The 21,220-nt window shown below is 60.6% G+C and carries 27 protein-coding genes and 1 pseudogene; 13 read left to right on the top strand and 15 right to left on the bottom strand.

The genetic code is table 11. The annotated features are described in order from the left end of the window. Positions 1–61 precede the first annotated feature (61 nt). Genes aroQ through aat form a run of 4 tightly spaced genes read left to right on the top strand, consistent with a single transcriptional unit; the run spans position 62 to position 2,970 of the window. On the top strand, positions 62–499 hold the full coding sequence (aroQ, locus tag ASC97_RS05160) for a type II 3-dehydroquinate dehydratase (RefSeq protein ID WP_057467278.1): 438 nt from the start codon (positions 62–64) through the stop codon (positions 497–499). A 22-nt stretch (positions 500–521) separates the two neighbouring features. Then, positions 522–992, top strand: a complete 471-nt coding sequence (accB, locus tag ASC97_RS05155) for an acetyl-CoA carboxylase biotin carboxyl carrier protein (protein ID WP_057467277.1) — start codon at positions 522–524, stop codon at positions 990–992. Between the two features lie 10 nt (positions 993–1,002). Further along, complete coding sequence (gene accC / locus ASC97_RS05150; protein WP_057467276.1) at positions 1,003–2,349, top strand: acetyl-CoA carboxylase biotin carboxylase subunit; 1,347 nt, start codon at positions 1,003–1,005, stop codon at positions 2,347–2,349. 6 nt (positions 2,350–2,355) lie between these two features. After that, the gene (aat, locus tag ASC97_RS05145; RefSeq protein WP_057467275.1) at positions 2,356–2,970 is read left to right on the top strand and encodes a leucyl/phenylalanyl-tRNA--protein transferase; all 615 of its coding nucleotides are present in this window, start codon (positions 2,356–2,358) and stop codon (positions 2,968–2,970) included. Positions 2,971–2,973: 3 nt separating this feature from the next. Here the strand turns inward: aat and ASC97_RS05140 are convergent, their stop codons facing one another. From ASC97_RS05140 to gatB, 5 genes and pseudogenes are all read right to left on the bottom strand, one after another. Beyond that, a complete protein-coding gene (locus tag ASC97_RS05140) occupies positions 2,974–3,405 on the bottom strand; it encodes a DUF2155 domain-containing protein (RefSeq protein ID WP_057467274.1) in 432 nt (143 codons plus the stop codon). Between the two features lie 103 nt (positions 3,406–3,508). Beyond that, positions 3,509–3,907 (bottom strand): NADH:ubiquinone oxidoreductase subunit NDUFA12, encoded by a 399-nt coding sequence (locus ASC97_RS05135; protein ID WP_057467273.1) that lies wholly within the window; start codon positions 3,905–3,907, stop codon positions 3,509–3,511. A gap of 104 nt (positions 3,908–4,011) precedes the next feature. Further along, positions 4,012–4,161: pseudogene (locus tag ASC97_RS35035) on the bottom strand (GNAT family N-acetyltransferase); the annotation flags it as partial. Between the two features lie 10 nt (positions 4,162–4,171). Next, positions 4,172–4,675, bottom strand: a complete 504-nt coding sequence (locus ASC97_RS05130; RefSeq protein ID WP_057467272.1) for a GNAT family N-acetyltransferase — start codon at positions 4,673–4,675, stop codon at positions 4,172–4,174. A gap of 5 nt (positions 4,676–4,680) precedes the next feature. Then, positions 4,681–6,183 carry an Asp-tRNA(Asn)/Glu-tRNA(Gln) amidotransferase subunit GatB gene (gene gatB / locus ASC97_RS05125; RefSeq protein ID WP_057467271.1) on the bottom strand — a complete coding sequence of 501 codons (1,503 nt, stop codon included), beginning with the start codon at positions 6,181–6,183 and terminating at the stop codon, positions 4,681–4,683. Between the two features lie 144 nt (positions 6,184–6,327). Between gatB and ASC97_RS05120 the strand changes: the two genes are divergently transcribed. Continuing rightward, positions 6,328–6,627 carry a DUF1294 domain-containing protein gene (locus ASC97_RS05120; protein ID WP_057467270.1) on the top strand — a complete coding sequence of 100 codons (300 nt, stop codon included), beginning with the start codon at positions 6,328–6,330 and terminating at the stop codon, positions 6,625–6,627. Here ASC97_RS05120 and ASC97_RS05115 read toward each other — a convergent pair. Then, positions 6,624–7,130, bottom strand: coding sequence for a GNAT family N-acetyltransferase (locus tag ASC97_RS05115; protein ID WP_057467269.1), 507 nt, complete (start codon positions 7,128–7,130; stop codon positions 6,624–6,626). The two genes, ASC97_RS05120 and ASC97_RS05115, sit on opposite strands and share 4 nt — an antisense overlap. 291 nt (positions 7,131–7,421) lie before the next feature. Between ASC97_RS05115 and ASC97_RS05110 the strand changes: the two genes are divergently transcribed. Next, on the top strand, positions 7,422–7,679 hold the full coding sequence (locus tag ASC97_RS05110; RefSeq protein WP_057467268.1) for a YjhX family toxin: 258 nt from the start codon (positions 7,422–7,424) through the stop codon (positions 7,677–7,679). Positions 7,680–7,728: 49 nt separating this feature from the next. Here ASC97_RS05110 and gatA read toward each other — a convergent pair whose 3' ends face one another. The 3 genes from gatA to ASC97_RS05095 all read right to left on the bottom strand — a co-directional run bounded on the left by gatA (position 7,729) and on the right by ASC97_RS05095 (position 10,382). Further along, entirely contained in the window at positions 7,729–9,210 is a 1,482-nt protein-coding gene (gene gatA / locus ASC97_RS05105) for an Asp-tRNA(Asn)/Glu-tRNA(Gln) amidotransferase subunit GatA (protein ID WP_057467267.1), read from the bottom strand. Between the two features lie 56 nt (positions 9,211–9,266). Then, positions 9,267–9,554, bottom strand: coding sequence for an Asp-tRNA(Asn)/Glu-tRNA(Gln) amidotransferase subunit GatC (gene gatC / locus ASC97_RS05100; RefSeq protein ID WP_057467266.1), 288 nt, complete (start codon positions 9,552–9,554; stop codon positions 9,267–9,269). A gap of 123 nt (positions 9,555–9,677) precedes the next feature. Next, positions 9,678–10,382, bottom strand: a complete 705-nt coding sequence (locus ASC97_RS05095; RefSeq protein ID WP_057467298.1) for a metal-dependent hydrolase — start codon at positions 10,380–10,382, stop codon at positions 9,678–9,680. Positions 10,383–10,501: 119 nt separating this feature from the next. On the opposite strand from ASC97_RS05095, the gene ruvX reads away from it, so the two are divergent. Then, a complete protein-coding gene (ruvX, locus tag ASC97_RS05090) occupies positions 10,502–10,996 on the top strand; it encodes a Holliday junction resolvase RuvX (protein WP_057467265.1) in 495 nt (164 codons plus the stop codon). Here the strand turns inward: ruvX and ASC97_RS05085 are convergent. Next, complete coding sequence (locus tag ASC97_RS05085) at positions 10,933–11,265, bottom strand: DUF6105 family protein (protein ID WP_057467264.1); 333 nt, start codon at positions 11,263–11,265, stop codon at positions 10,933–10,935. The two genes, ruvX and ASC97_RS05085, sit on opposite strands and share 64 nt — an antisense overlap. A 78-nt stretch (positions 11,266–11,343) precedes the next feature. On the opposite strand from ASC97_RS05085, the gene ASC97_RS33770 reads away from it, so the two are divergent. Beyond that, positions 11,344–11,511, top strand: a complete 168-nt coding sequence (locus tag ASC97_RS33770; protein WP_156390312.1) for a hypothetical protein — start codon at positions 11,344–11,346, stop codon at positions 11,509–11,511. Positions 11,512–11,565: 54 nt separating this feature from the next. Here ASC97_RS33770 and ASC97_RS05075 read toward each other — a convergent pair whose 3' ends face one another. Further along, positions 11,566–12,228 carry a TetR/AcrR family transcriptional regulator gene (locus tag ASC97_RS05075; protein WP_057467262.1) on the bottom strand — a complete coding sequence of 221 codons (663 nt, stop codon included), beginning with the start codon at positions 12,226–12,228 and terminating at the stop codon, positions 11,566–11,568. 151 nt (positions 12,229–12,379) lie between these two features. Beyond that, positions 12,380–13,582: a TCR/Tet family MFS transporter gene (locus ASC97_RS05070; RefSeq protein ID WP_057467261.1), complete on the bottom strand. Its 1,203-nt coding sequence runs from the start codon at positions 13,580–13,582 to the stop codon at positions 12,380–12,382. 130 nt (positions 13,583–13,712) lie between these two features. Between ASC97_RS05070 and ASC97_RS05065 the strand changes: the two genes are divergently transcribed. Then, positions 13,713–14,348, top strand: a complete 636-nt coding sequence (locus ASC97_RS05065) for a TetR/AcrR family transcriptional regulator (protein WP_244481396.1) — start codon at positions 13,713–13,715, stop codon at positions 14,346–14,348. Between the two features lie 33 nt (positions 14,349–14,381). On the opposite strand, the gene ASC97_RS05060 is transcribed toward ASC97_RS05065, so the two are convergent. Together ASC97_RS05060 and ASC97_RS05055 are read right to left on the bottom strand one after the other, a co-directional pair. Further along, the gene (locus tag ASC97_RS05060) at positions 14,382–14,999 is read right to left on the bottom strand and encodes a GNAT family N-acetyltransferase (RefSeq protein ID WP_057467260.1); all 618 of its coding nucleotides are present in this window, start codon (positions 14,997–14,999) and stop codon (positions 14,382–14,384) included. Positions 15,000–15,002: 3 nt separating this feature from the next. Continuing rightward, complete coding sequence (locus ASC97_RS05055; RefSeq protein ID WP_057467259.1) at positions 15,003–16,652, bottom strand: acyl-CoA dehydrogenase family protein; 1,650 nt, start codon at positions 16,650–16,652, stop codon at positions 15,003–15,005. Between the two features lie 180 nt (positions 16,653–16,832). Here ASC97_RS05055 and ASC97_RS05050 point away from each other — a divergent pair, with 180 nt between their 5' ends. The 4 genes from ASC97_RS05050 to dprA are packed head-to-tail and all read left to right on the top strand — an operon-like array spanning position 16,833 to position 20,890. Continuing rightward, positions 16,833–17,789, top strand: coding sequence for an aspartate carbamoyltransferase catalytic subunit (locus ASC97_RS05050; protein ID WP_057467258.1), 957 nt, complete (start codon positions 16,833–16,835; stop codon positions 17,787–17,789). After that, positions 17,786–19,075 (top strand): dihydroorotase, encoded by a 1,290-nt coding sequence (locus tag ASC97_RS05045; RefSeq protein ID WP_057467257.1) that lies wholly within the window; start codon positions 17,786–17,788, stop codon positions 19,073–19,075. The genes ASC97_RS05050 and ASC97_RS05045 overlap by 4 nt, the downstream gene beginning before the upstream one ends. A 44-nt stretch (positions 19,076–19,119) precedes the next feature. After that, entirely contained in the window at positions 19,120–19,740 is a 621-nt protein-coding gene (gene plsY, locus ASC97_RS05040; RefSeq protein ID WP_057467256.1) for a glycerol-3-phosphate 1-O-acyltransferase PlsY, read from the top strand. 1 nt (position 19,741) lies between these two features. Further along, a complete protein-coding gene (gene dprA / locus ASC97_RS05035) occupies positions 19,742–20,890 on the top strand; it encodes a DNA-processing protein DprA (RefSeq protein WP_057467255.1) in 1,149 nt (382 codons plus the stop codon). Between the two features lie 4 nt (positions 20,891–20,894). Here dprA and ASC97_RS05030 read toward each other — a convergent pair whose 3' ends face one another. Continuing rightward, positions 20,895–21,074, bottom strand: coding sequence for a hypothetical protein (locus ASC97_RS05030; protein ID WP_057467254.1), 180 nt, complete (start codon positions 21,072–21,074; stop codon positions 20,895–20,897). Between the last annotated feature and the right edge of the window lie 146 nt (positions 21,075–21,220).

Below are 21,220 nucleotides of genomic sequence, written 5' to 3'. Positions count from 1 at the left end.
GGCTTTCATTAAGCCTTTGGTGAGTCTATAGGTTGCCCTCGCACATTTGACGGAACACTCGATGACGCAGACTATTTTCGTCCTGAACGGGCCAAACCTGAACATGCTCGGCAAAAGAGAGCCGGGCATCTATGGCGGCAAGACGCTCAAGGACATCGAAACGGATTGCAAGGCGGCTGGACGCGATCTCGGCATCGAGATCGATTTCCGTCAGAGCAATCATGAAGGCGCGCTTGTCGATTGGCTCCAAGAGGCGAATGACAAGGCCATCGGGGTGGCGATCAATGCAGGTGCTTACACACACACGTCGGTCGCGCTCCACGATGCTATCCGCGCTATTTCCATTCCGGTTGTAGAGCTCCATATTTCCAACGTTCATGCGCGGGAGGAATTCCGCCACAAGTCGATGATTGCGCCTGCGGTTAAGGGCGTCATCTGCGGCTTTGGACCGCATAGCTACATTCTGGCGCTGCAGGCGCTGAAGAATCTCACGGCATAAGAAGAAGACAGGGCAAACACTCATGGCTGAGAAGAAAAACGGTATCGATCAGGCGCTGATCCGCGATCTCGCAAACATCCTCAACGAGACGGATCTGACGGAAATCGAAGTCGAGCAGGAAGACCTGCGCATCCGCGTTTCGCGCAACGGCACCACACAGTATGTTCAGGCGCCCGTCGCGGCACCTGGCTATGCTGCTGCCGCCCCCGCCGCGGCTGCCGCAGCACCGGCGGCACCAGCCGCCGCCGTTCGCAACCCGGCGAACACGATCAGCGCGCCGATGGTCGGCACCGTCTATATGGCCCCTGCCCCCGGCGCCCGCGCTTTCATCGAAGTCGGTGCGACGGTGAAGGAAGGCCAGACGCTTCTGATCATCGAAGCGATGAAGACGATGAACCAGATTCCTTCGCCGAAGTCCGGCAAGGTCACAGAAATTCTCGTCGAGGACGGCAGCCCCGTCGAATACGGCCAAGCCCTCGTCGTCGTCGAATAAGGCGGGCATCATGGTCTCGAAAATCCTCATAGCGAACCGCGGCGAGATTGCGCTGCGCGTGCTGCGTGCCTGCAAGGAACTCGGCATTCCCTGCGTCGCGGTCCATTCGACCGCCGACGCAGATGCAATGCACGTGCGCCTTGCCGACGAAAGCGTCTGCATCGGCCCGCCGCAATCGCGCGACAGCTATCTGAACATCCATCAGATCGTCGCAGCCTGCGAGATCACGGGCGCCGACGCTGTGCACCCCGGCTATGGCTTCCTGTCGGAGAACGCCAAGTTCGCCGATATCCTCGAAGCACACGGCATCACGTTCATTGGCCCGACGGCGGACCATATCCGGATCATGGGCGACAAGATCACCGCCAAGACGACCGCCCTGGAACTCGGCATTCCCGTCGTTCCCGGGTCCGATGGCGAGGTGAAAACCGAAGAGGACGCGCTGAAGACGGCTGCGGAAATCGGCTATCCAGTCCTGATCAAGGCCACCGCGGGCGGCGGCGGACGCGGCATGAAGGTCGCCAAGACGCCCGAAGACCTCATAGAAGCCTGGTCGACGGCACGCACCGAAGCGGCTGCGGCCTTCGGCAACGACGCCGTCTACATGGAAAAGTACCTCGGCAAGCCGCGCCACATCGAAATTCAGGTGTTCGGTGACGGCGAAGGCAATGCGATCCATCTCGGCGAGCGCGACTGCTCGCTGCAGCGCCGCCACCAGAAGGTTTGGGAAGAAGCAAACTCTCCGGCTCTCAACGTCGAGCAGCGTATGAAGATCGGCCAAGTTTGTGCCGATGCCATGATGAAGCTCAAGTACCGCGGCGCCGGCACGATCGAGTTCCTCTATGAAAACGGCGAGTTCTATTTCATCGAAATGAACACCCGTCTGCAGGTGGAGCATCCGATCACCGAGGCGATCACCGGTATCGATCTTGTGCACGAGCAGATCCGCGTCGCTTCCGGCGGCGGCCTGTCGGTGACGCAGGACGAAGTGCATTTCCACGGCCATGCCATCGAATGCCGTATCAACGCCGAGGACGCGCGCACCTTCGTTCCCTCGCCCGGTACGATCACGCATTTCCATGCGCCGGGCGGTCTTGGCGTCCGTGTCGATAGCGGTGCCTATCAGGGTTACAAGATCCCGCCCTATTACGACAGCCTGATCGGCAAGCTCATCGTCTTCGGTCGCACGCGCGTCGAATGCATGATGCGCCTTCGCCGTGCGCTTGACGAATTCGTCGTCGACGGAATCAAGACCACGCTGCCGTTGTTCCAGGATCTGGTCGATAACCAGGATATTGCCAACGGCGACTACGACATTCACTGGCTGGAAGACTATCTGGCCAGCAAGCCGGCGTAACTAGGAATGGCAGGGTCGCGCAGGAAATCTCCAGGCATCACACCGGAAATCCTCCTGCGCGCCTATTCCATCGGGCTCTTCCCGATGGCCGAGTCAGCCGACGATCCTGAAATATTCTGGGTCGAGCCCGATATCCGCGGCGTCCTGCCGCTCGACGATTTCCATGTTTCCAAAAGTCTCGCCAAAACGATCCGGCGACAGCCCTTCGACATTCGCTTCAACGGCGACTTCGATGCTGTGATCGCCGCCTGCGCGGAGGAGACTCAGGGCAGACCGAGTACCTGGATCAACCAGACGATCAGGTCGCTCTATTCGACTCTGCATCGCATCGGCCACGCGCATTCGGTCGAAGCATGGGATGGCGATGAATTGGTCGGCGGCCTTTACGGCGTTTCGCTTGGCTCGGCGTTTTTCGGCGAGAGCATGTTTTCCCGTCGAACGGACGCGTCGAAGATCTGCCTCGTTCATCTGGTCGATCGCCTCCGAGAAAAAGGCTTCACGCTGCTCGACACGCAGTTCACCACCGAACACCTGAAGACGTTCGGCGCCATCGACGTGCCGAAGGACGACTACGCGCACATGCTCACTGCGGCGATGGAATCCGCTCACCTGCAGTTTTGAGGTTTATTTGGCCGCCTTATCAGGCGCCGGGACGTCCGAGGTCTGCTTGCAGTCCTTCAACCAGACGTCATAGATCGGATGCTCGACGGCGTTTAGGCCGGGGCTGTCCGCGAACATCCAGCCGGTGAAGATACGGCGGATCTTGCGATCAAGCGTGATCTCGTCCACTTCGACGAAGCCGTCGATCTTCTGCGCTTCGGCCTGGTCGCGGGAGTGGCAGGCTTTCGGGGTCACCTGCAGGGCACCGAACTGCACCGTTTCGTTGACATAGACGTCGAAGGTCGTGATGCGGCCGGTGATCTTGTCGAGGCCGGAAAAGACGGCGACGGCATTGTCGATGCGGGCCGCGGATGCTGCGTGCGGCAACAACGACGAGCAAAACGCAAGCGCCAACCCGGCAGCAAGCAGGGTACGGTTCCGCGTGAAAAGCTTCATATCTACCCGTCTCCACCGCATCTCGAAATCAATGGCCGCAGTTTCTGCGGCCAACCTGCGGGTAAAGGTCAATTGTGGCCAAAAGCGGGGCCGGATGGCCTTCTCAGTTGCCGGGCGTCCAAGCGTCGTAGTCACCGGTCACGCGCGGGCGCTCGCCAGGAACGGCAAGGGAGCCCGGCGGCCGGTAAGCCTGAGCCGTACCGGTCGGGTTGGCGCGATGACCAATTTGCCAGTCCTTGGCAACGTAGTTTTCCTTGGACGGCGGAACATCGGTGCGATGATGCATCCAGCCGTGCCAACCCGGCGGAATGGCTGAGGCTTCGGCGTACCCCTTGTAGATAACCCAGCGCCTGGGCAGTCCGAAAGACGACGTGCCGCCTTCATAGTAGATGTTGCCCAATTCATCTTCGCCGACGCGCTTGCCGAAACGCCAGGTCGCGAAACGCGTCCCCATCGTCTGACCGTTCCACCAGGTGAAGATTTGCAGGAGGAGATTTTTCATGTCTTTTCCTTGAGCTTGCCAGACGGCCAGCGGGACCTGAATTCGATCCCTCGCTTATGCCGTCAGCGGAATGTATTGTCCAGTGATTCCGGAGCAAACTGGCTTCATTTCAGGGTCATCACGAAGCCCAGGTGCGACGGTGAAAAGCCGAGCTTTTCGTAGAAACAATACGCGCCTTCGCGTCTGGCGCTTGAAATCAGGTGCACTCGGCAAAGACCGCGGCCTTTTGCCTCGCCAGGGCAGAATTCGATCATCGTGATCGCATCATTGTGTTTCGAGCGGCTTTTCAAGGATCAAGGTGGCAATGCCGGATTGGCCGGGACCGTCGTTTTCGTTGCGGCCGACGTCCGCAAAGCCGTGGGCGCGGTAAAAGGCTATGGCCGTCGCGTTCATCGGCTCGACCTCCAGGCGCATCATCTCCGCGTCTGGAAAACATGTCTCCAGTTCCGCAAAGATCTCGCGCCCGATGCCCTGCCGATGAAGTGCCGGACGGACGTAAAGCAGATGCAGCATGACTGTCTTGCTCATGTCGTCGGACATGGCGGCATAGCCGATGCCGCCTATGTGCTTGCCGTTGTCGGCGACAAGAAACTCCGCGTTCTTCCTGGCGAGCCGCGCCTGAAGCGCCGAGGGCGAAAAGAGGTGTGCGATGAGTTCGTTGACCTTTGCCTCGCCGTGGAGTGCGGCATAGGCGGCGCGAAACGCTTCGCCCAGCAGGGCGCTGACCTTGTCCAGGTCACGCTCGCTCGCTGTGCGCACGAAATACACGATCCTTACTCCTCGATGCCTAGCTTTGCCTTGACCAATGCCTGCACGGCCTGCGGGTTGGCCTTGCCGCCGGTCGCCTTCATCACCTGGCCGACGAACCAGCCCGCGAGCGCCGGCTTTGCCTGAACCTTGGCGACCTGGTCGGGGTTGGCAGCAATGATCTCATCGACCGCTTTTTCGATTGCGCCGGTATCCGTCACCTGCTTCATGCCGCGGGCTTCGACGATCTCGGCCGGATCCCCACCTTCGGCAAGCACGATCTCGAAGAGGTCCTTGGCGATTTTCCCGGAGATGGTCTCGGCCTTGATGAGATCGATGATCGCACCGAGTTGAGCGGCGGAAACAGGAGTCGATTCAATATCCTTGCCGATTCTGTTCAAGGCGCCCAGCAAGTCGTTGATGACCCAGTTCGCGGCCGTCTTGCCATCACGGCCAGCGGCAACAGCTTCGAAATAATCGGCAATTGCCTTTTCGGACACGAGCACCGAAGCGTCGTAGACCGACAAGCCCAGTTCGCGCACAAAGCGCTCCTTCTTGTCGTCGGGCAGTTCCGGCAGATCCGCTTCGAGCGCCTTGACGAACGCATCGTCGAATTCGAGCGGAAGCAGATCCGGATCGGGGAAGTAGCGATAGTCATGCGCATCTTCCTTGGAGCGCATGGAACGCGTCTCGCCCTTGCCGGCATCAAACAGGCGGGTTTCCTGATCGATGGTGCCGCCGTCCTCCAGAATGCCGATCTGGCGGCGGGCTTCGTATTCGATCGCCTGGCCGATGAAGCGGATGGAGTTGACGTTCTTGATTTCGCAGCGCGTGCCGAAACCTTCGCCCGGACGGCGGACGGAGACGTTGACGTCTGCGCGCATCGAGCCTTCGTCCATGTTGCCATCGCAGGTGCCGAGATAGCGCACGATCGAGCGCAGCTTGGTCATGTAGGCCTTTGCCTCGTCCGACGAACGCATGTCCGGCTTGGAGACGATTTCCATGAGCGCCACGCCGGAACGGTTGAGATCGACATAGGACATCGTTGCGTGCTGATCGTGCAACGACTTGCCCGCGTCCTGTTCCAGGTGCAGACGCTCGATGCCGATCTCGATGTCTTCGAACTGGCCCTGGCGATCAGGCCCAAGCGAGATCACGATCTGGCCCTCGCCGACGATCGGGTCCTTGAACTGCGAGATCTGGTAACCTTGCGGCAGGTCCGGATAGAAATAGTTCTTGCGGTCGAAGATCGAGCGTTTGTTGATCTGCGCCTTGAGGCCGAGGCCCGTGCGCACGGCCTGACGGACGCATTCCTCGTTGATGACGGGCAGCATGCCGGGCATGGCGGCGTCGACGAGCGACACGTTGGAATTCTGCGGCTTGCCGAACTCCGTCGACGCGCCGGAAAACAGCTTCGAATTCGACAGCACCTGCGCATGGACTTCCATGCCGATGATGACTTCCCAATCGCCAGTGGCGCCGGGAATGAAGCGTTTCGGATCAGGCGTGCGAACGTCGACAAGGGTCATGAGATGCTCTTTTTGAAGCTGTTCTTTTCAGCAGGTGAGGTAACGGAAATGGCTTGCCGGTGCAAGGCTTTCGGCGTGTTCCGGGTACCCATCGACGTGCACCGGGTTTTCCGGTTGTTAATAGGAACGCGATAGTATCGCACCATGCTGACGACGGATATCATCAAGTTTATGGGGCTATTCGCAGCACTCAACATCTTTGTGTTTTCGATCTATTTCGTGGACAAGCAAGCTGCCCGCAATGGCCGCTGGCGTATCAGCGAGAGAACGCTGCTCATGCTGGCTTTTTTCGGAGGCAGTCTGGGTGCTATCAGCGCCCAACGCCTGCTTCGCCACAAAACGCAAAAAGAGCCGTTTCGATCGTTCCTTCAGGGGATTGTCGTCCTTCACGTCTTGCTGGTGCTGGGCATCGGTTGGGCGGGCATGACGGTCGGCTTTCTCTAGAATAAGCCGTAAATTCCATCTCCTCCCGTTTCCATCGCCTTCGACAGTCCCACCGACGGCACGTCGCGATCGACTTTGGGATTGTAGACGATCGAAAGCCAGTGGATGGAGTATCCGTGCTTCTGGAAAAAGCCGATCGCTTCAGTGTTGCCCGAGTGCGTCTGCATCATCGCCTTTTCGAAACCGTGTTCGGCGATATCTCTTTCAATCTCTTTGAGCAGGGCGGAACCGAGACCGTGGCGAGTGAAAACGGGATCGATCCAGAAATCGGAAATGGTCTCGTCAAAGGCTTCCCGGGCGGCCCAGCCGGCGACGTGGCCGTGCCATTCCACGACGGTAATCGTCAGCCACCGGCTCGCAGCAAAATTGAAGAATGCACTGCGAGCGGCATCGACCATGGCGTCGGATTCGCCGATCGACGCCATCGCTCTCTGCCAGGCTCGCAGCCCGATCTCGCTCAAAAGTTCTGCTTCCCCTTCGCGGGCATTGCGAATGTGGATCAATGCTACCTCCGCGCTACCGAGAAATTAAACCATCGAATCGACGTATTATCAAAGCGTCGCCACGAAGATTCGCGCCTTTTTCCTCGTCTGCTCACAGGTGCGACGCTTGACGGGAATTTTGCCGCGCACTATCAAACCCGGATGTTGAGCCCGTCATCAGAGACCCGGTAGAGGCCCTGCCCGCAGATTTTCTTGCGCGCATGGGCCCGAAAAAACGAAGCCCTGACGTCCATCCGGACGCCAGATCGTTTTTGTGCGCCTTGTCAGGCGCGAGACCGGATCAACATTCCAATGGACATTTCACGCACGGAGCAGCGTATCCTGCATCTGTTGGCCCAGGGCGGCCGCATCGAAATCGAACGCGACGACAAACGAAAGATCGAAGCAGTGAGCTGCTTCACCCGCGACGGCTGGGTCTATCCCGGCTTTGACCTTGAGCTCTTCCGCAAGCTCAAACGGCTGAAGGCAATCAAGTCGCAGACCGGACAACCCTATCGGATCACGGAACGGGGGCTGCGACTCGTGAGGGCGCAGTTGGACAACCGCTGAAATGGAAACGGCGCCTCACGGCGCCGTTTTCGCATCAGGCAAGTTGAACTTACCACCATTTTGCAGGCGTAAACCGCCCCGCAGCCTGTTCGATGACATGCGCCGTCTTGAACAGCGTCTCTTCGTCGAAAGGTTTGCCGATCAGCTGCAGGCCCAGCGGCAGGCCCTTGTGGTCGAGGCCCGCGGGAACGGCGATGCCTGGAAGGCCGGCCATATTGACGGTCACCGTGAAGATGTCGTTGAGGTACATCTTCACGGGATCGGATGCGAGATCTTCGTCGGCGATGCCGAAGGCGGAGGACGGAGTGGCTGGCGTCAGGATCGCGTCGACGCCGGCATGGAAAGCCAGATCGAAGTCGCGCTTGATGAGCGTACGGACCTTTTGCGCCTGGATGTAGTAGGCGTCATAGTAGCCGGCCGACAGCACGTAAGTCCCGATCATGATGCGGCGCTTGACTTCCTTGCCGAAACCCGCAGCGCGGGTCTTCTCGTACATGTCGGCGATGTCCTTGCCGTCGACGCGCAGGCCGTAACGCACGCCGTCGTAGCGGGCGAGGTTCGACGAGGCTTCCGCGGGAGCGACGATGTAGTAGGCCGGCAGCGCATACTTGGTATGCGGCAGCGAAATGCTCACGATTTCGGCACCGGCATCCTTGAGCCAGGCGATGCCCTGCTGCCACAGCGTTTCGATCTCCTCGGGCATACCGTCGACGCGATATTCGTTCGGGATGCCGATCTTCATGCCCTTCAGCGACTGGCCGAGGACAGCCTCGTAGTCAGGAACCGGAAGATCGACCGAAGTCGTATCCTTGGCATCGACGCTGGCCATCGATTTCAACAATATCGCGGCATCGCGGACGTCGCGGGCAATCGGTCCAGCCTGGTCAAGCGAGGATGCAAAGGCAACAGTGCCCCAGCGCGAGCAGCGACCGTAAGTGGGCTTGATGCCGACGGTGCCGGTGAAGGCTGCCGGCTGGCGGATCGAACCGCCGGTATCGGTGGCCGTGGCGCCGGCGCAGAGGTGTGCGGCAACGGCAGCCGCCGATCCACCGGAGGAACCGCCGGGAACAAGCTGCTGATTGGAGCCCGCCGCACGCCAGGGATTGATCACGGCACCATAGTATGAAGTTTCGTTGGAAGAGCCCATGGCGAATTCGTCCATGTTCAGCTTGCCGAGCATGACGGCGCCATCGTCCCAGAGGTTCTGCGTGACGGTGGACTCATAATGCGGCTTGAAGCCGTCGAGGATATGGCTGCACGCCTGCGTATGGATGCCTTCGGTGGCGAACAGGTCCTTGATGCCGAGCGGGATGCCTTCAAGCGCACCTGCCTTGCCGCTGGCAAGGCGCGCGTCGGACACTTCGGCCATCTGCAGCGCCTTCTCAGGCGTGATCTTCACATACGCGTTTAGCTTCTCGTTCGCCGCTTCGATGGCCGAGATATAGGCCTCGGTCAGTTCGGTCGCTTTGATGTCCTTCGCACGCAGCTTCGCGCGGGCTTCGGCAATGGTCAGAGTGGTGAGTTCGCTCATGATACTTCGCTTCAAATCTAGAATCGCAACGGTGTCGGAAACAGGCAGCAGGGTCCTTATTCGACGACCTTGGGTACCAGGAAGAAATTCTGATCGGTGACTGGCGCATTGGAAACGATATCGGAGGCTTTGCTGCCGTCCGTTACCTGGTCAGTGCGCTTCTTCATGGCCATCGGCGTGACCGACGTCATGGCCTCGACGCCATCGACATTCACTTCGGAAAGCTGCTCCACGAAACCGAGAATGCCGTTCAACTCGCCAACCATGCGGTTTGCCTCTTCTTCGGAGACGGCAATACGGGCAAGGCGCGCAACGCGCTTAACGGTGGCAAAGTCGACGGACATGACATTCTCCGGATGGGATTTTCCTACTCGCTATAAAGGCCATGCCCGCGGTGTGCAACGGGCATGGCCTCTTGATCGCGCAGAATTCCGTCGCTCGAATCGAAGTGATTCAGCGCTCCCGGCCTATAGAGAAAGGCTCTCGCTGGGCCTGATCGCCTTCACGTCGGTCTTCGAACCATCCATGCCCGACACGAACTTCTCCGCCGTCTGGTCGATGATCGGGAACGTGCCATAGTGACAGGGGATCGCGGTCTTGAAGTTGAAGTAGCGCTGGCAGGCCAGCGCGGCAACCGCCCCGCCCATAGTGAAGCGATCGCCGACCGGCACGAGGCCGATATCGGGCTGGTGAAGTTCGTTGATCAGCGCCATGTCGGAGAAGATGTCGGTGTCGCCCATAGCAAGGATGGAGGCTTCGTCGTCGAAATGCAGCATCAGGCCGTTCGCGTTGCCAAGCGCATGGGACACGCCATCCTCGGTGATCTGTGCGGAGGAATGCAGCGCATTGGTGAATGTCGCCGAGAACCCGCCGAGCGAAACAGTGCCGCCGGTATTGCCCATCTCGATCTTCGCGATGCCCTTGGAGCCCAGCCAAGCTGCAAGATCGGCGTTGGCGAGAACCACGGCACCGCTCTCCTTGGCGAGCGCAATCGTATCGCCCACGTGATCGCCGTGACCATGTGTCAGGAGGATGTGGGTTACCCCTGCGGTCACGTCCTTCAAATTCTGGCCAGCGAAAGACGCGTTGTGGGTCAGGAACGGATCGAGGAGAATCGTTGCCTTTCCGGTCTCGATGCGGAAAGCCGAGTGACCTAGCCAAGTGATCTTCATGAAATCGATCCTTTTATTCTGGATGCAAAAGCGTACTTCGATCGCTATGGACATATCCGATGCGGCCGTAAAGAAAAGCGGCGGCGGCTTCAATTTCTTTTGACGGGATGACAACGACGATGACGGTGCTGACGATCGAGGAACTGGCGCAAGCGCTTCAGCCGGGACAGGCCATCGCCGGGCTCGACCTCGGCACGAAGACGATCGGACTTTCCATGTCGGATCTCGGGCGGCGCTTTTCGACGCCGAGACCGGTCATCAAGCGCGAAAAGTTCACGATTGACGCCCAGACGCTGCTGGCGTTCGCGGCCAAGGAAAAGGTGGCGGGCTTCGTCATCGGGCTGCCCATGAACATGGATGGCTCCGCCGGGCCCCGCGTGCAGGCGACACGCGCTTTCGTCCGCAACATGGAACAGAAGACCGCCCTTCCATTTGTCTATTGGGACGAACGGCTGTCCACGGTCGCCGCAGAGCGCGCATTGCTGGAGATGGACGTTTCACGCGCCAAGCGCGCCGAACGCATCGATTCGGCGGCCGCGAGCTTTATCCTTCAGGGTGCCCTCGACAGGCTTTCCTTGCTTGCAAGGGCCGGTTCGGACGATTTCGACGCCTGACGCGACTGCCACCAGCAAGCGATCGCTTTCCGTTTGCGGAAGGCAAGAATGGCGAAGACGACGAGGCTGTCGACGGCGATCGCGCGGGCAACCAGCGGTGGGATTGTTTCCGGCGGAATGCCGAGAATGTTGCCATAGATCTGGAACGTCAGGTCGTGCACCTGACGGCTGAACATATAGAAGCCGAAACTGATGTCGTAGTAGGAAAGCCAGTACCATCCCGCCAAAAAAACGATCGGACCGCCCCAGAAGATCAGGAACCACTTCATGCCGCGGCCTCTCCATGTCTCCGGCTAATTCTCCGGCTGGACGAACGCTCGTGCGACACCAGCCATGTGGACAGCACCATGACGCTCAAAACCGTCGCCGGAACTGCAATATCCAACGCCAGCACAGCGAAAAACGTCATTGCGCCGATGAGTAACGCCGTTCTTGCGATCTTGGTTCCCATGGCTCCGGCTCTCATTCTGAACTGTCCGGTAACCTGTCTCCTTAACGCCAACCGCGCAACGTAAACCATTCGTTAAGGTTAACGTCACCGCCGCTCGCTGTGGAAAGACTGGACGACGTCAGCCGTAGACGCCACGAACGATGCGTTTCAGCGCGGTGGCGGCCTTTTCCCAGTCCTTGGCTGATTTCAACGCGAGACCGGCGCATTGGCCACCGGCGGACGCAGACAGAACGAGATGCTGGATGGCCGCGATCAGAATCGCGTTGACCGCGACGGCATCGACGCCCTTCGGCGGCGTAAGCGATCCGCGCATGCGCTCCAGCCAATTTGCCAGCGCCTTGGACCTGGCTTCGGAAAGCCGCCTCACCTGCTCGGTATTCTCGGACACCTCCCAGGCGACGATCCGGCGAACCAGCGGATCGTCCCGAAGAGCCTCGAGGAACAGCAGCGACAGCCGCTCCATCAGATCGCCATAGGTGAGCAGGAACATGCCGCCGGTGTCTTCCGGGATGCGATCCTTGACCCATGTGCCGAGATCCGCCCCTATCGCTTCCACGAGGCCGTTCAGCCCGCCATAGTAGCGATAGATGAGCTGCTTGTCGCAACCCGCGCGGCGCGCGACCGCGTTGATACCGAAATTCTGGAAACCCTCTTCCGCCAGCAGAGACTTCGCGGCATTGAGGATTGCCCTTTCCGTTGCGCGGCGGTCGCGAACGCGCTTTTCGGGCTCGCTGCGATTGTCGCCGGCGATCGGCGCCAGAACCACGGTGTCATTCAGCATGTTCGAACAGATCCCCGTTCTTGTCACTGCAAGGTGAGTAGCAACGGCACCGCACCCCGGCAACGGACAAGCTCTTGGAAGATTGTGGATAATGGCATGGCCAACGGCACATTGCGAACCAATGCGGCCCAATGATCACGGCTGTCGACGATCAGACAACGTCAGCCGTTTCCGTCGTGGGAAGACGCAGGGTCAACACCATAGAAGCGGCGATCGCGTAGACGGCCACCGCGGAAAGCCAGATCGCGCCCGGCCATTGCTGCTGCACGACGAAATAGAAACTGGAAAAGCCGAGCGGTGCGACGACCGACGCGAGACTGACGGCCGAGGCCAGCACGCCTTGGAATTGCCCCTGCCAGTCCTCGCCTACCATGCGCGTTGCAAGGGACTGGAGCGACGGCACGCCAACACCCCCAAGCACGAACACCGGCATGATGGCAAAGACTACCCAGGGCTTTGTCGTGAAGGCCATGATGATCAACGCGAGGCACGTGCCGGCGAGACCGGTCAGGATGGTGGCACGCTCTCCGAGCAGCTTCACGGCGGGTCCTGGCAAGAACATCTGCGCGAGCGCCTGGCAGGCGCCATAGGTCCCGAGCGAGAGGCCTATCCACAGGCCGTTCCATCCGAACACGTCGTAGCCCCACAAGGCCCAGCAGGTGCCGTAGACTTCACCGATGCCGCTGAAAATGAAGAACACGATGATAATCGGCATCAGGCCCTGCATCGAGAATATCCAGCGGAACGGGCGGAGCGGATTGAGTGCCGCGAGGTCGATCGGCTCGCGTTTCTCGCGGCTTGGCCGGCGCGACTCCGGCAGCACGAACAAGGCCAGTAGCAGATTGCCGTCATTGAGGACCGCAGCGGCGATGAAGGGCAGACGCAGCCCGTAGTCGCCGAGTACCCCGCCGAGAATGGGCCCGACGATAAAGCCGATGCCAAACGTGGCGTTGAGCAGTCCGAAGCGGCGAGCGCGGTCTTTCTCGGCCGAAATGTCGGTGAGGTAGGCAGTCGCAACGGAGATGTTGGCACTGGTCACCCCTGCAATTGCGCGACCGATCAACAACATCCAGAGCTGCGGCGCACCGGCCATGATCAGATAGTTGATGGCGGCACCGGTCATGGAGATCAGAAGCACCGGCCGTCGGCCGAGCTGATCGCTGAGTGCGCCAAGCATGGGCGCAAAGATGAACTGCATCGCGGCGTAGAGAGCCGTCATGATGCCGATGTAGTGCGCCACGTTGCCAGCGTGCGTTACACTATCAATCAGTCGCGGCAGAATAGGAAAGATCAGCCCGATCCCGACAGCGTCGAGGCCGATCGTTGCAAAGATGACGACGAGAGCCTTGTTCAAGGCAAATCTCCATGTACCGAGTTTTAATTTGTACTCAGTACATAAAATGACGATGGCCTTCAGTCAACTGAATATGTACTCAGTATAGAAAATGCGCTATCAAGCCGACATGACACTAAGCGCCGAACCAATGCCCACTGATCTTCGATCCCGTAAGCGTCTCGCCACACGGCGGGCCATCTCGTTGGCTGCCGACCGCCTCTTCCTTGAGCGTGGCTTCGACAATGTGACGGTGGATGAGATTGCGGCCGCCGCCGACGTCGGCCGGATGACGGTGTTCAACCATTTCCCGCGCAAGGAGGATATGTTCTTCGATCGCGAGGAAGAGGGCCGCGAGGTCCTGCTCGACGCCCTGCGACAACGCGATCCGGGCGTCGCACCGGTCGAGGCGTTGCGGCTCCTCGCCCACCGGCTGGTGGCGGAACAGCGCCCATACGTCGAATTCTCGAACAGGAGCCAAGGCTTCATAAAGACGATCGAGGGCAGCGAAACCCTCAAGGCTCGCGCCAGGGCGATACGCGACGAACTCGCGCAAGCCGTAAGGGTCGCGCTAGCCGAATGCGCAGGGCGGGACCCCGGCGATACCGACGCCCGTCTGGCGGCCGAACTGCTGTTGGCGACGTGGACCGTGGCCTTCATCGAGGCTCACCGGACGTTTCGAGAGGGCGGCCGGGACACAGAGAAAGCGAAAGCCGCCTTCCTCGCAGTTGTCGATAAGGGAAGCGTCGGGGCGAAGGCTGCAATGGGGGGAACGCCTTACGTCTGAGCCCCCAAGGCCAATGTCTCCGCCGGGAGACGTTCAGAGTGTTTGGCCAAACCAGATCGAGCGGTCGGCGGGATCGACGATCGGTGGCGCGAGCCTGTGAAAGCCGCGCGAGCCCCAGAAACGAAGAGCATTGTGGTTGCCTGCATTGGCGCCGAGATGGACGCCTTTGACGCCTGCGCGCCGGGCGGTCGATATCCAGAGATCGAGCAGCCTACTGCCCATTCCCTGCCCCTGCAGCCGTGGCAGAAGGTTCATGTGAATATGTGCCGGGAAGGCGCCAACCAGCTGCTCCCTGGCATGACGCGGATTGTGAATGGTGAAACTGCGGCGCTGATCGGCGTTCCACGCCACCTCGTCACCCTCCGGTGCCGGAAAGGCATTGCGAAGTGCGGGCCACCATTCTTTCTCCAGCAGCCGCTCGAAGGCGGGCGTGTCGTAGGCGCCGACGATGTAGCCAGCGACGCCTTCCTCGTCCTCGACGACAACCGCCGTTTCAGGGCTGAGAATGACATAGGGCGCGGAATAGATGTGGCCGATGAGCCTGCGATCACCATGCAATGCCGAGGCGTCCTGCCCGGCATCGCCGGTCAGCAGGGAGATTTCGTAGATCTGGTCGAGATCGCCGGGGCGGACGCCGCGCAGCTCAGCCATGGATCAGCTCGCTGGCGGATAGAGCAGATCGACGATGTAGCTGGCGTCGAAGCGCGAATCGAGCATGCCGTAGGTCGCCCTCCAGCCACCCGCCAGGCGGGTTTCGATGAAGGCGTCGGCGATCCGCCCTGCCCCAAGCCGATAGAGTTCGGCGGCACCTGCGGCGAGCGCAAGCTGTTCGACCAGAAGTCGGGCAGCGCCCTCATCGCGTTCGCAAAGCGCCATCGCAGCGCGCAGGACATCGATGGTCTTTTTTCCGGCCGGTCCCAGATCGCGCGCAAGACCGGCAAAGACGGTTTCGAAAAGATCCTTGCCACGATTCAGGATGCGCAGGACATCGAGCGCCATGACATTGCCGGAGCCTTCCCATATCGCGTTGACTGGAGCCTCGCGATAGTGGCGGGCAATCGGGCGTTCCTCGATGTAGCCGCTGCCGCCGATGCACTCCATCGCCTCATAGATCAGGGCGGGTGCGATCTTGCAGCACCAGTACTTGGCAACCGGCGTCATGACGCGGGCGTAAGCGGCTTCTTCCGCGCTGCCGCGCGCTTTGTCGAATGCGTCTGCAAGGCGGAAGGAAAGTGCCGTCGCGGCGGCGACGTCGAGTGCCATATCGGCGAGGACCCGCGTCATAATCGGCTGGTTGACGAGCATCTTGCCGAAGACGCTGCGGCCACGGGTGTGGTGTACCGCCTCCGCCAGCGAAGCACGCATGATGCCGGACGAGGCAAGTGCGCAATCGAGGCGTGTCAGCGTCACCATGTCGAGTATGGTGCGGACGCCGGCATCAGGGCCTCCGAGCAGGAAGCCGAACGTATCGTTGAATTCGACTTCGGACGAAGCGTTGGAACGGTTGCCGACTTTGTCTTTCAACCGCTGGAACTGCAGGCCGTTTGCAGAGCCATCTTCCAGCAGGCGCGGGACGAGGAAGCAACCCATGCCTTCCTTCGTCTGGGCCAACATGATGAAGGCGTCGCTCATCGGCGCCGACATGAACCACTTGTGACCGGAGAGGCGGTAGATTCCGTCGCTTACCTTTTCGGCAGCCGTCTTGTTGGAGCGGACATCCGTGCCGCCCTGTTTCTCCGTCATGCCCATGCCGATCGTCACAGCTGATTTCTGCATGGCGGGCTTGTTGGTCGAATCGTACTTGCGCGAAAGTATTTTCGGCGCCCAATCTTTTTGCACGTTTGGAGAAGCCGAGAGAGCGGCAACGGAGGCGCTTGTCATGGTGATCGGGCAGAGATGGCCGGATTCGAGCTGCGCCGTCAGATAGAAACGTGCCGCCCTGATCTTGTGGGCTTCATCCTTTGCATCGGCATCTGCCTGCGGATCCCAGACCGAGGAATGAAGACCTGATGCCATCGAGCGGCGCATCAGAGCGTGCCAAGCGGGATGAAACTCGACAACGTCGAGGCGCTCGCCACGCGGTCCGTGGGTACGAAGCTGGGGCACGCCCTGGTTTGCCATGCGCGCCAGCTCCTGCGCCTCCGGCGAGGTGACGTAGCGGCCCATGTTGTCGAGGTCGTCCCGGATACCGCGCGGCAGCGACCCCGTCAGGTCGACGATCAAAGGATCGGACCTGTAGGCATTGATTCCGGACCACAGGCTCGGCTGATTGAGTTCGGCAAGTTTTTCTTCGGCGGGGGTCATGAATCGCTTCTAGTGCAAGAGGCAGGCAAAGGGAAACCGGAAGTTACGATTTCCGTCGCTCTTGCTTTAGCTGAATTCCCGGAAAATTGCAGGGGGAGATGGGCCTTTGCCCACAGGGCATGCTTGCAGCAGCCCTGCTCACTCTTTATAGAGCCGCTGACGACAGCAAGAGGCAGGTTCATGGTCTTCTTTCCCCACCGCCACCTCATCGGTATCAAAGGGCTCACAGAGCAGGATATCACCTTTCTTCTCGACAAGGCCGACGAGGCCGTCAAGATCAGTCGGCAGCGAGAAAAGAAGACGTCGACGCTCCGGGGGTTGACGCAGATCAACCTCTTCTTCGAGGCATCGACACGCACGCAAGCCTCCTTCGAACTTGCCGGCAAACGGCTTGGCGCCGACGTGATGAACATGTCGGTCGGCAATTCGTCGGTCAAAAAGGGCGAAACGCTGATCGATACGGCGATGACGCTGAACGCAATGCGGCCCGATGTGCTGGTGATCCGCCATTCGAGCGCGGGCGCCGCGGCACTCCTTGCGCAGAAGGTCTCCTGCTCGGTGGTCAACGCCGGTGACGGCCAGCACGAGCATCCGACGCAAGCGCTTCTCGACGCACTGACGATCCGCCGTGCCAAGGGCAAGCTGTCCCGCATCATCGTCGCCATCTGCGGGGACGTTCTGCACTCGCGCGTCGCGCGGTCGAACATCCTGCTTCTGAACGCAATGGGTGCACGCGTCCGTGTCGTGGCGCCGGCAACGCTGCTGCCGGCCGGGATCGCCGACATGGGCGTCGAGGTCTTTCATTCGATGAAGGAGGGCCTCAAGGACGCTGACGTGGTGATGATGCTGCGCCTGCAGCGCGAGCGCATGTCCGGCGCCTTTGTGCCGTCGGTACGGGAATACTTCCACTTCTATGGGCTGGACGCCGAGACACTGAAGGCAGCGAAAGACGATGCGCTGGTCATGCATCCCGGCCCGATGAACCGTGGCGTCGAAATCGCCTCGGAGGTCGCAGACGGACCGCAGAGCGTGATCGCCGAGCAGGTGGAGATGGGGGTTGCGGTGCGCATGGCGGTGATGGAGACGCTGCTTGTCTCGCAAAATCAGGGTCCTCGCAGCGAAGGAGCCGGCGCATGAGCAACTCGATCGTCTTCCAGAACGTGCGGATCGTCGATCCCTCGCGCAATCTCGATGAAATCGGAACGATCGTCGTTGAGGACGGCGTCATCGTTGCCGCGGACAAGGGTGCACAGAACCAGGGCACGCCTGAAGGCGTCGCAGTTCGCGACTGCACCGGGCTCGTCGCGGCACCCGGGCTTGTCGATGCGCGCGTTCATATCGGCGAGCCCGGCGCGGAGCACCGCGAGACGATCGCTTCGGCCAGCCGCGCCGCGGCGGCCGGCGGCGTCACCTCGATCATCATGATGCCGGATACCGACCCAGTCATCGACGACATTGCGCTGGTCGAGTTCGTCAAGAAGACGGCCAAGGACAAGGCGCTGATCAACGTCTACCCGGCGGCGGCCATCACCAAACACCTTGCCGGCGAGGAGATGACCGAGATCGGCATGCTGATGGAAGCCGGTGCCGTGGCCTTTACCGACGGCCGTTCCAGCGTTCATGACACCCAGGTTCTGCGTCGTGTAATGACCTATGCGCGCGAATTCGGCGCGGTGATTTCCTGCGAGACCCGCGACAAATATCTCGGCGCCACCGGCGTCATGCACGAGGGACTGTTCGCCAGCTGGCTCGGTCTTGGCGGCATCCCGAAGGAAGCCGAATTGATCCCGCTCGAACGCGACCTTCGCATCGCCAACCTGACGCGCGGAAAATATCACGCGGCGATGATCTCGGTGCCGGAATCGGTCGAAGCGATCGAAGTCGCCAAGAGCCGCGGCGCAATTGTCACCTGCGGCATCTCGATCAACAACCTGGCACTCAACGAGAACGACATCGGCGAGTACCGCACCTTCTTCAAGCTCTACCCGCCGCTTCGCTCCGAGGACGATCGCGTGGCGATGGTGGAGGCGCTGGCAAGGGGAGCGATCGACATCATCGTATCCTCGCACGATCCGCAGGACGTCGATACCAAGCGGTTGCCCTTCGGCGAGGCCGCGGATGGCGCAGTGGGTCTCGAAACGATGCTGGCCGCAGCACTTCGCCTGCATCACAGCGGCCACGTCAGCCTGATGCGTCTGATCGACGCCATGTCGACGCGTCCCGCCCAGATCTTCGGCCTCGATGCGGGCACGCTGAAGCCGGGCGCGAAGGCTGATATCGCCCTGATCGACCTGGAGGAGCCTTGGCTTGTCTCGAAGGACATGCTTCTTTCCCGCTCGAAGAACACGCCCTTCGAAGATGCGCGCTTCAGCGGACGGGCTGTCGCGACCTATGTCGCCGGGCAGTGCGTGCATTCCTTGTAAAGAAGAGACGATAACAAGAAGACTGAATGAGACCTGGAGGGGATATGGTTTCTGATCTCATGACCTGGCAGATCGCCCTGCCGATCGCCTTGATTGCCGCTGCGATAGGCTACCTGTTCGGCTCCATCCCCTTTGGGCTCGTGCTGACGAGGGCCGCCGGGCTGGGCGACGTCCGCAGCATCGGGTCTGGCAATATCGGCGCCACCAATGTCTTGAGAACCGGCAACAAGAAGCTTGCCGCCGCGACGCTTCTGCTCGATGCGCTGAAGGCGACGGCGGCCGCCTGGATCGTCGGTTACTTCCTTGGCGACGAGGCAGCGCTGATTGCCGGCTTCTTTGCCTTCATCGGACATCTCTTCCCGGTCTGGATTGGCTTCAAGGGCGGCAAGGGCGTCGCGACCTACATCGGCACGCTGCTTGGCGTCGCGCCGGTGATGGTACTCGGCTTTGCGCTCGTTTGGCTGACGGTCGCAGTCACGACGCGCTACTCGTCGCTTTCGGCGCTAGTTGCAATGCTTGTCATTCCGGTTGCATTGTGGATACTGGGAGCCGAAAAGGTTGCAGCGGTCATGGCCGTCATGACGGCGATCTCCTACTGGAAGCACAAGGCCAACATTTCCCGTCTCATCAGTGGGACGGAAAGCAAGATCGGGGCGAAGGGATAGGATGGACGGACGTAGCGCAAGGCCAAAGGGAATTGCGCTGACCGAACGGCAACGCATCGCGTGGCTGCGCCTCATTCGCTCCGACAACGTCGGTCCTGCGACCTTTCGCGACCTCATCAATCACTTCGGCTCGGCAGAAACCGCCCTGGCGGCCCTGCCCGAACTCTCGGCGCGCGGCGGAGCGACGCGGTCGATCCGCATCGCCACGGAAGGCGAAGCAGAACGAGAGCTGGAAGCCGCGAATAAGTTCGGCGCGCGCTTTGTCGGAATCGGCGAACCGGAATACCCCCCGTCGTTGCGGCAGATCGACGGAGCCCCGCCGCTTCTTGCCGTCAAGGGCAACTTATCTGCAGCCATAGAGTCGGCCATCGGCGTTGTCGGCTCGCGCAATGCCTCTATCAGCGGCGCCAAGTTCGCAGCCATGGTCGCCCGCGATTGCGGACGCGCGGGCTACACCATAGTCTCGGGCCTTGCCCGCGGCATCGATACCGCCGCGCACCGGGCAAGCCTCGACACCGGCACAATCGCCGCAATGGCAGGCGGGCTCGATCAGCCCTACCCGCCCGAAAACGCCGGCCTGCTTGAGGAAATCTGGAATGGCAACGGACTGGCTGTCAGCGAGATGCCGTTCGGCTGGGAGCCCCGCGCACGTGATTTTCCCCGTCGAAACCGGCTGATTGCCGGAATTGCGCTTGGTGTCGTGATCGTCGAGGCGGCAACCCGCTCGGGGTCCCTGATCACGGCCCGGCTAGCGGGAGAGTTCGGAAGGCTGGTCTTTGCCGTGCCCGGCTCTCCGCTGGACCCGCGCTGCCATGGGACCAACGGCCTACTCAAGGACGGCGCCATGATCGTGACCACGCCCAGCGACATTGTCGAGGCGGTGGGGCCGCTGTCAAAACCCGGCGTGTTCGCCGCACCTGTCGTCGAAGAGCCGGACCACGGCGCAGGCACTTCGCTTTTGCCACCCGACGAAACCGATCGCGCTCGCATCGTGGACGCCCTCGGGCCGACGCCTGTCGAGATCGACGATATCATCCGACACACCGGCCTGACGCCTGCCGCGGTCTACCTCGTACTGCTGGAACTGGATATCGCCGGACGTCTACACCGCCAGACGGGCGGGCTCGTCTCTCTTGCAATGGACGCCTGAGGCATTACATGCGGGCATGCAGATCACCTGCTTCGATGTAAGCCATTTCTATGAGATAGCAGAGCACGTCTGCGTTTTCCCTTTCCGCCACCTGACGCAACTCTGCGAGCATCTGCTTCACGAAGGCGATGTTTTCGCGGGCGCCAGATCGTCCGGCATCTTTCTTTGCGAACTTAGCCGCCATGGAATAAACTCTGATCCTGTCGAAACGCGCGGCGTGGAGCACCGCAAACTATGCTTCAAAAACGATACCGCAATAATCACAAATTGCAACACGACAATTATCTCTCAATGGTTGTATCGCGTTGCAATCGATAAAAATGCACCCAA

It is taken from the genome of Rhizobium sp. Root1203 (assembly GCF_001424945.1).
Classification (GTDB): Bacteria; Pseudomonadota; Alphaproteobacteria; order Rhizobiales; family Rhizobiaceae; genus Rhizobium.
The sequence above is the reverse complement of the archived record's forward strand: the minus strand, read 5'-3'. Positions and strand labels throughout refer to the sequence as shown.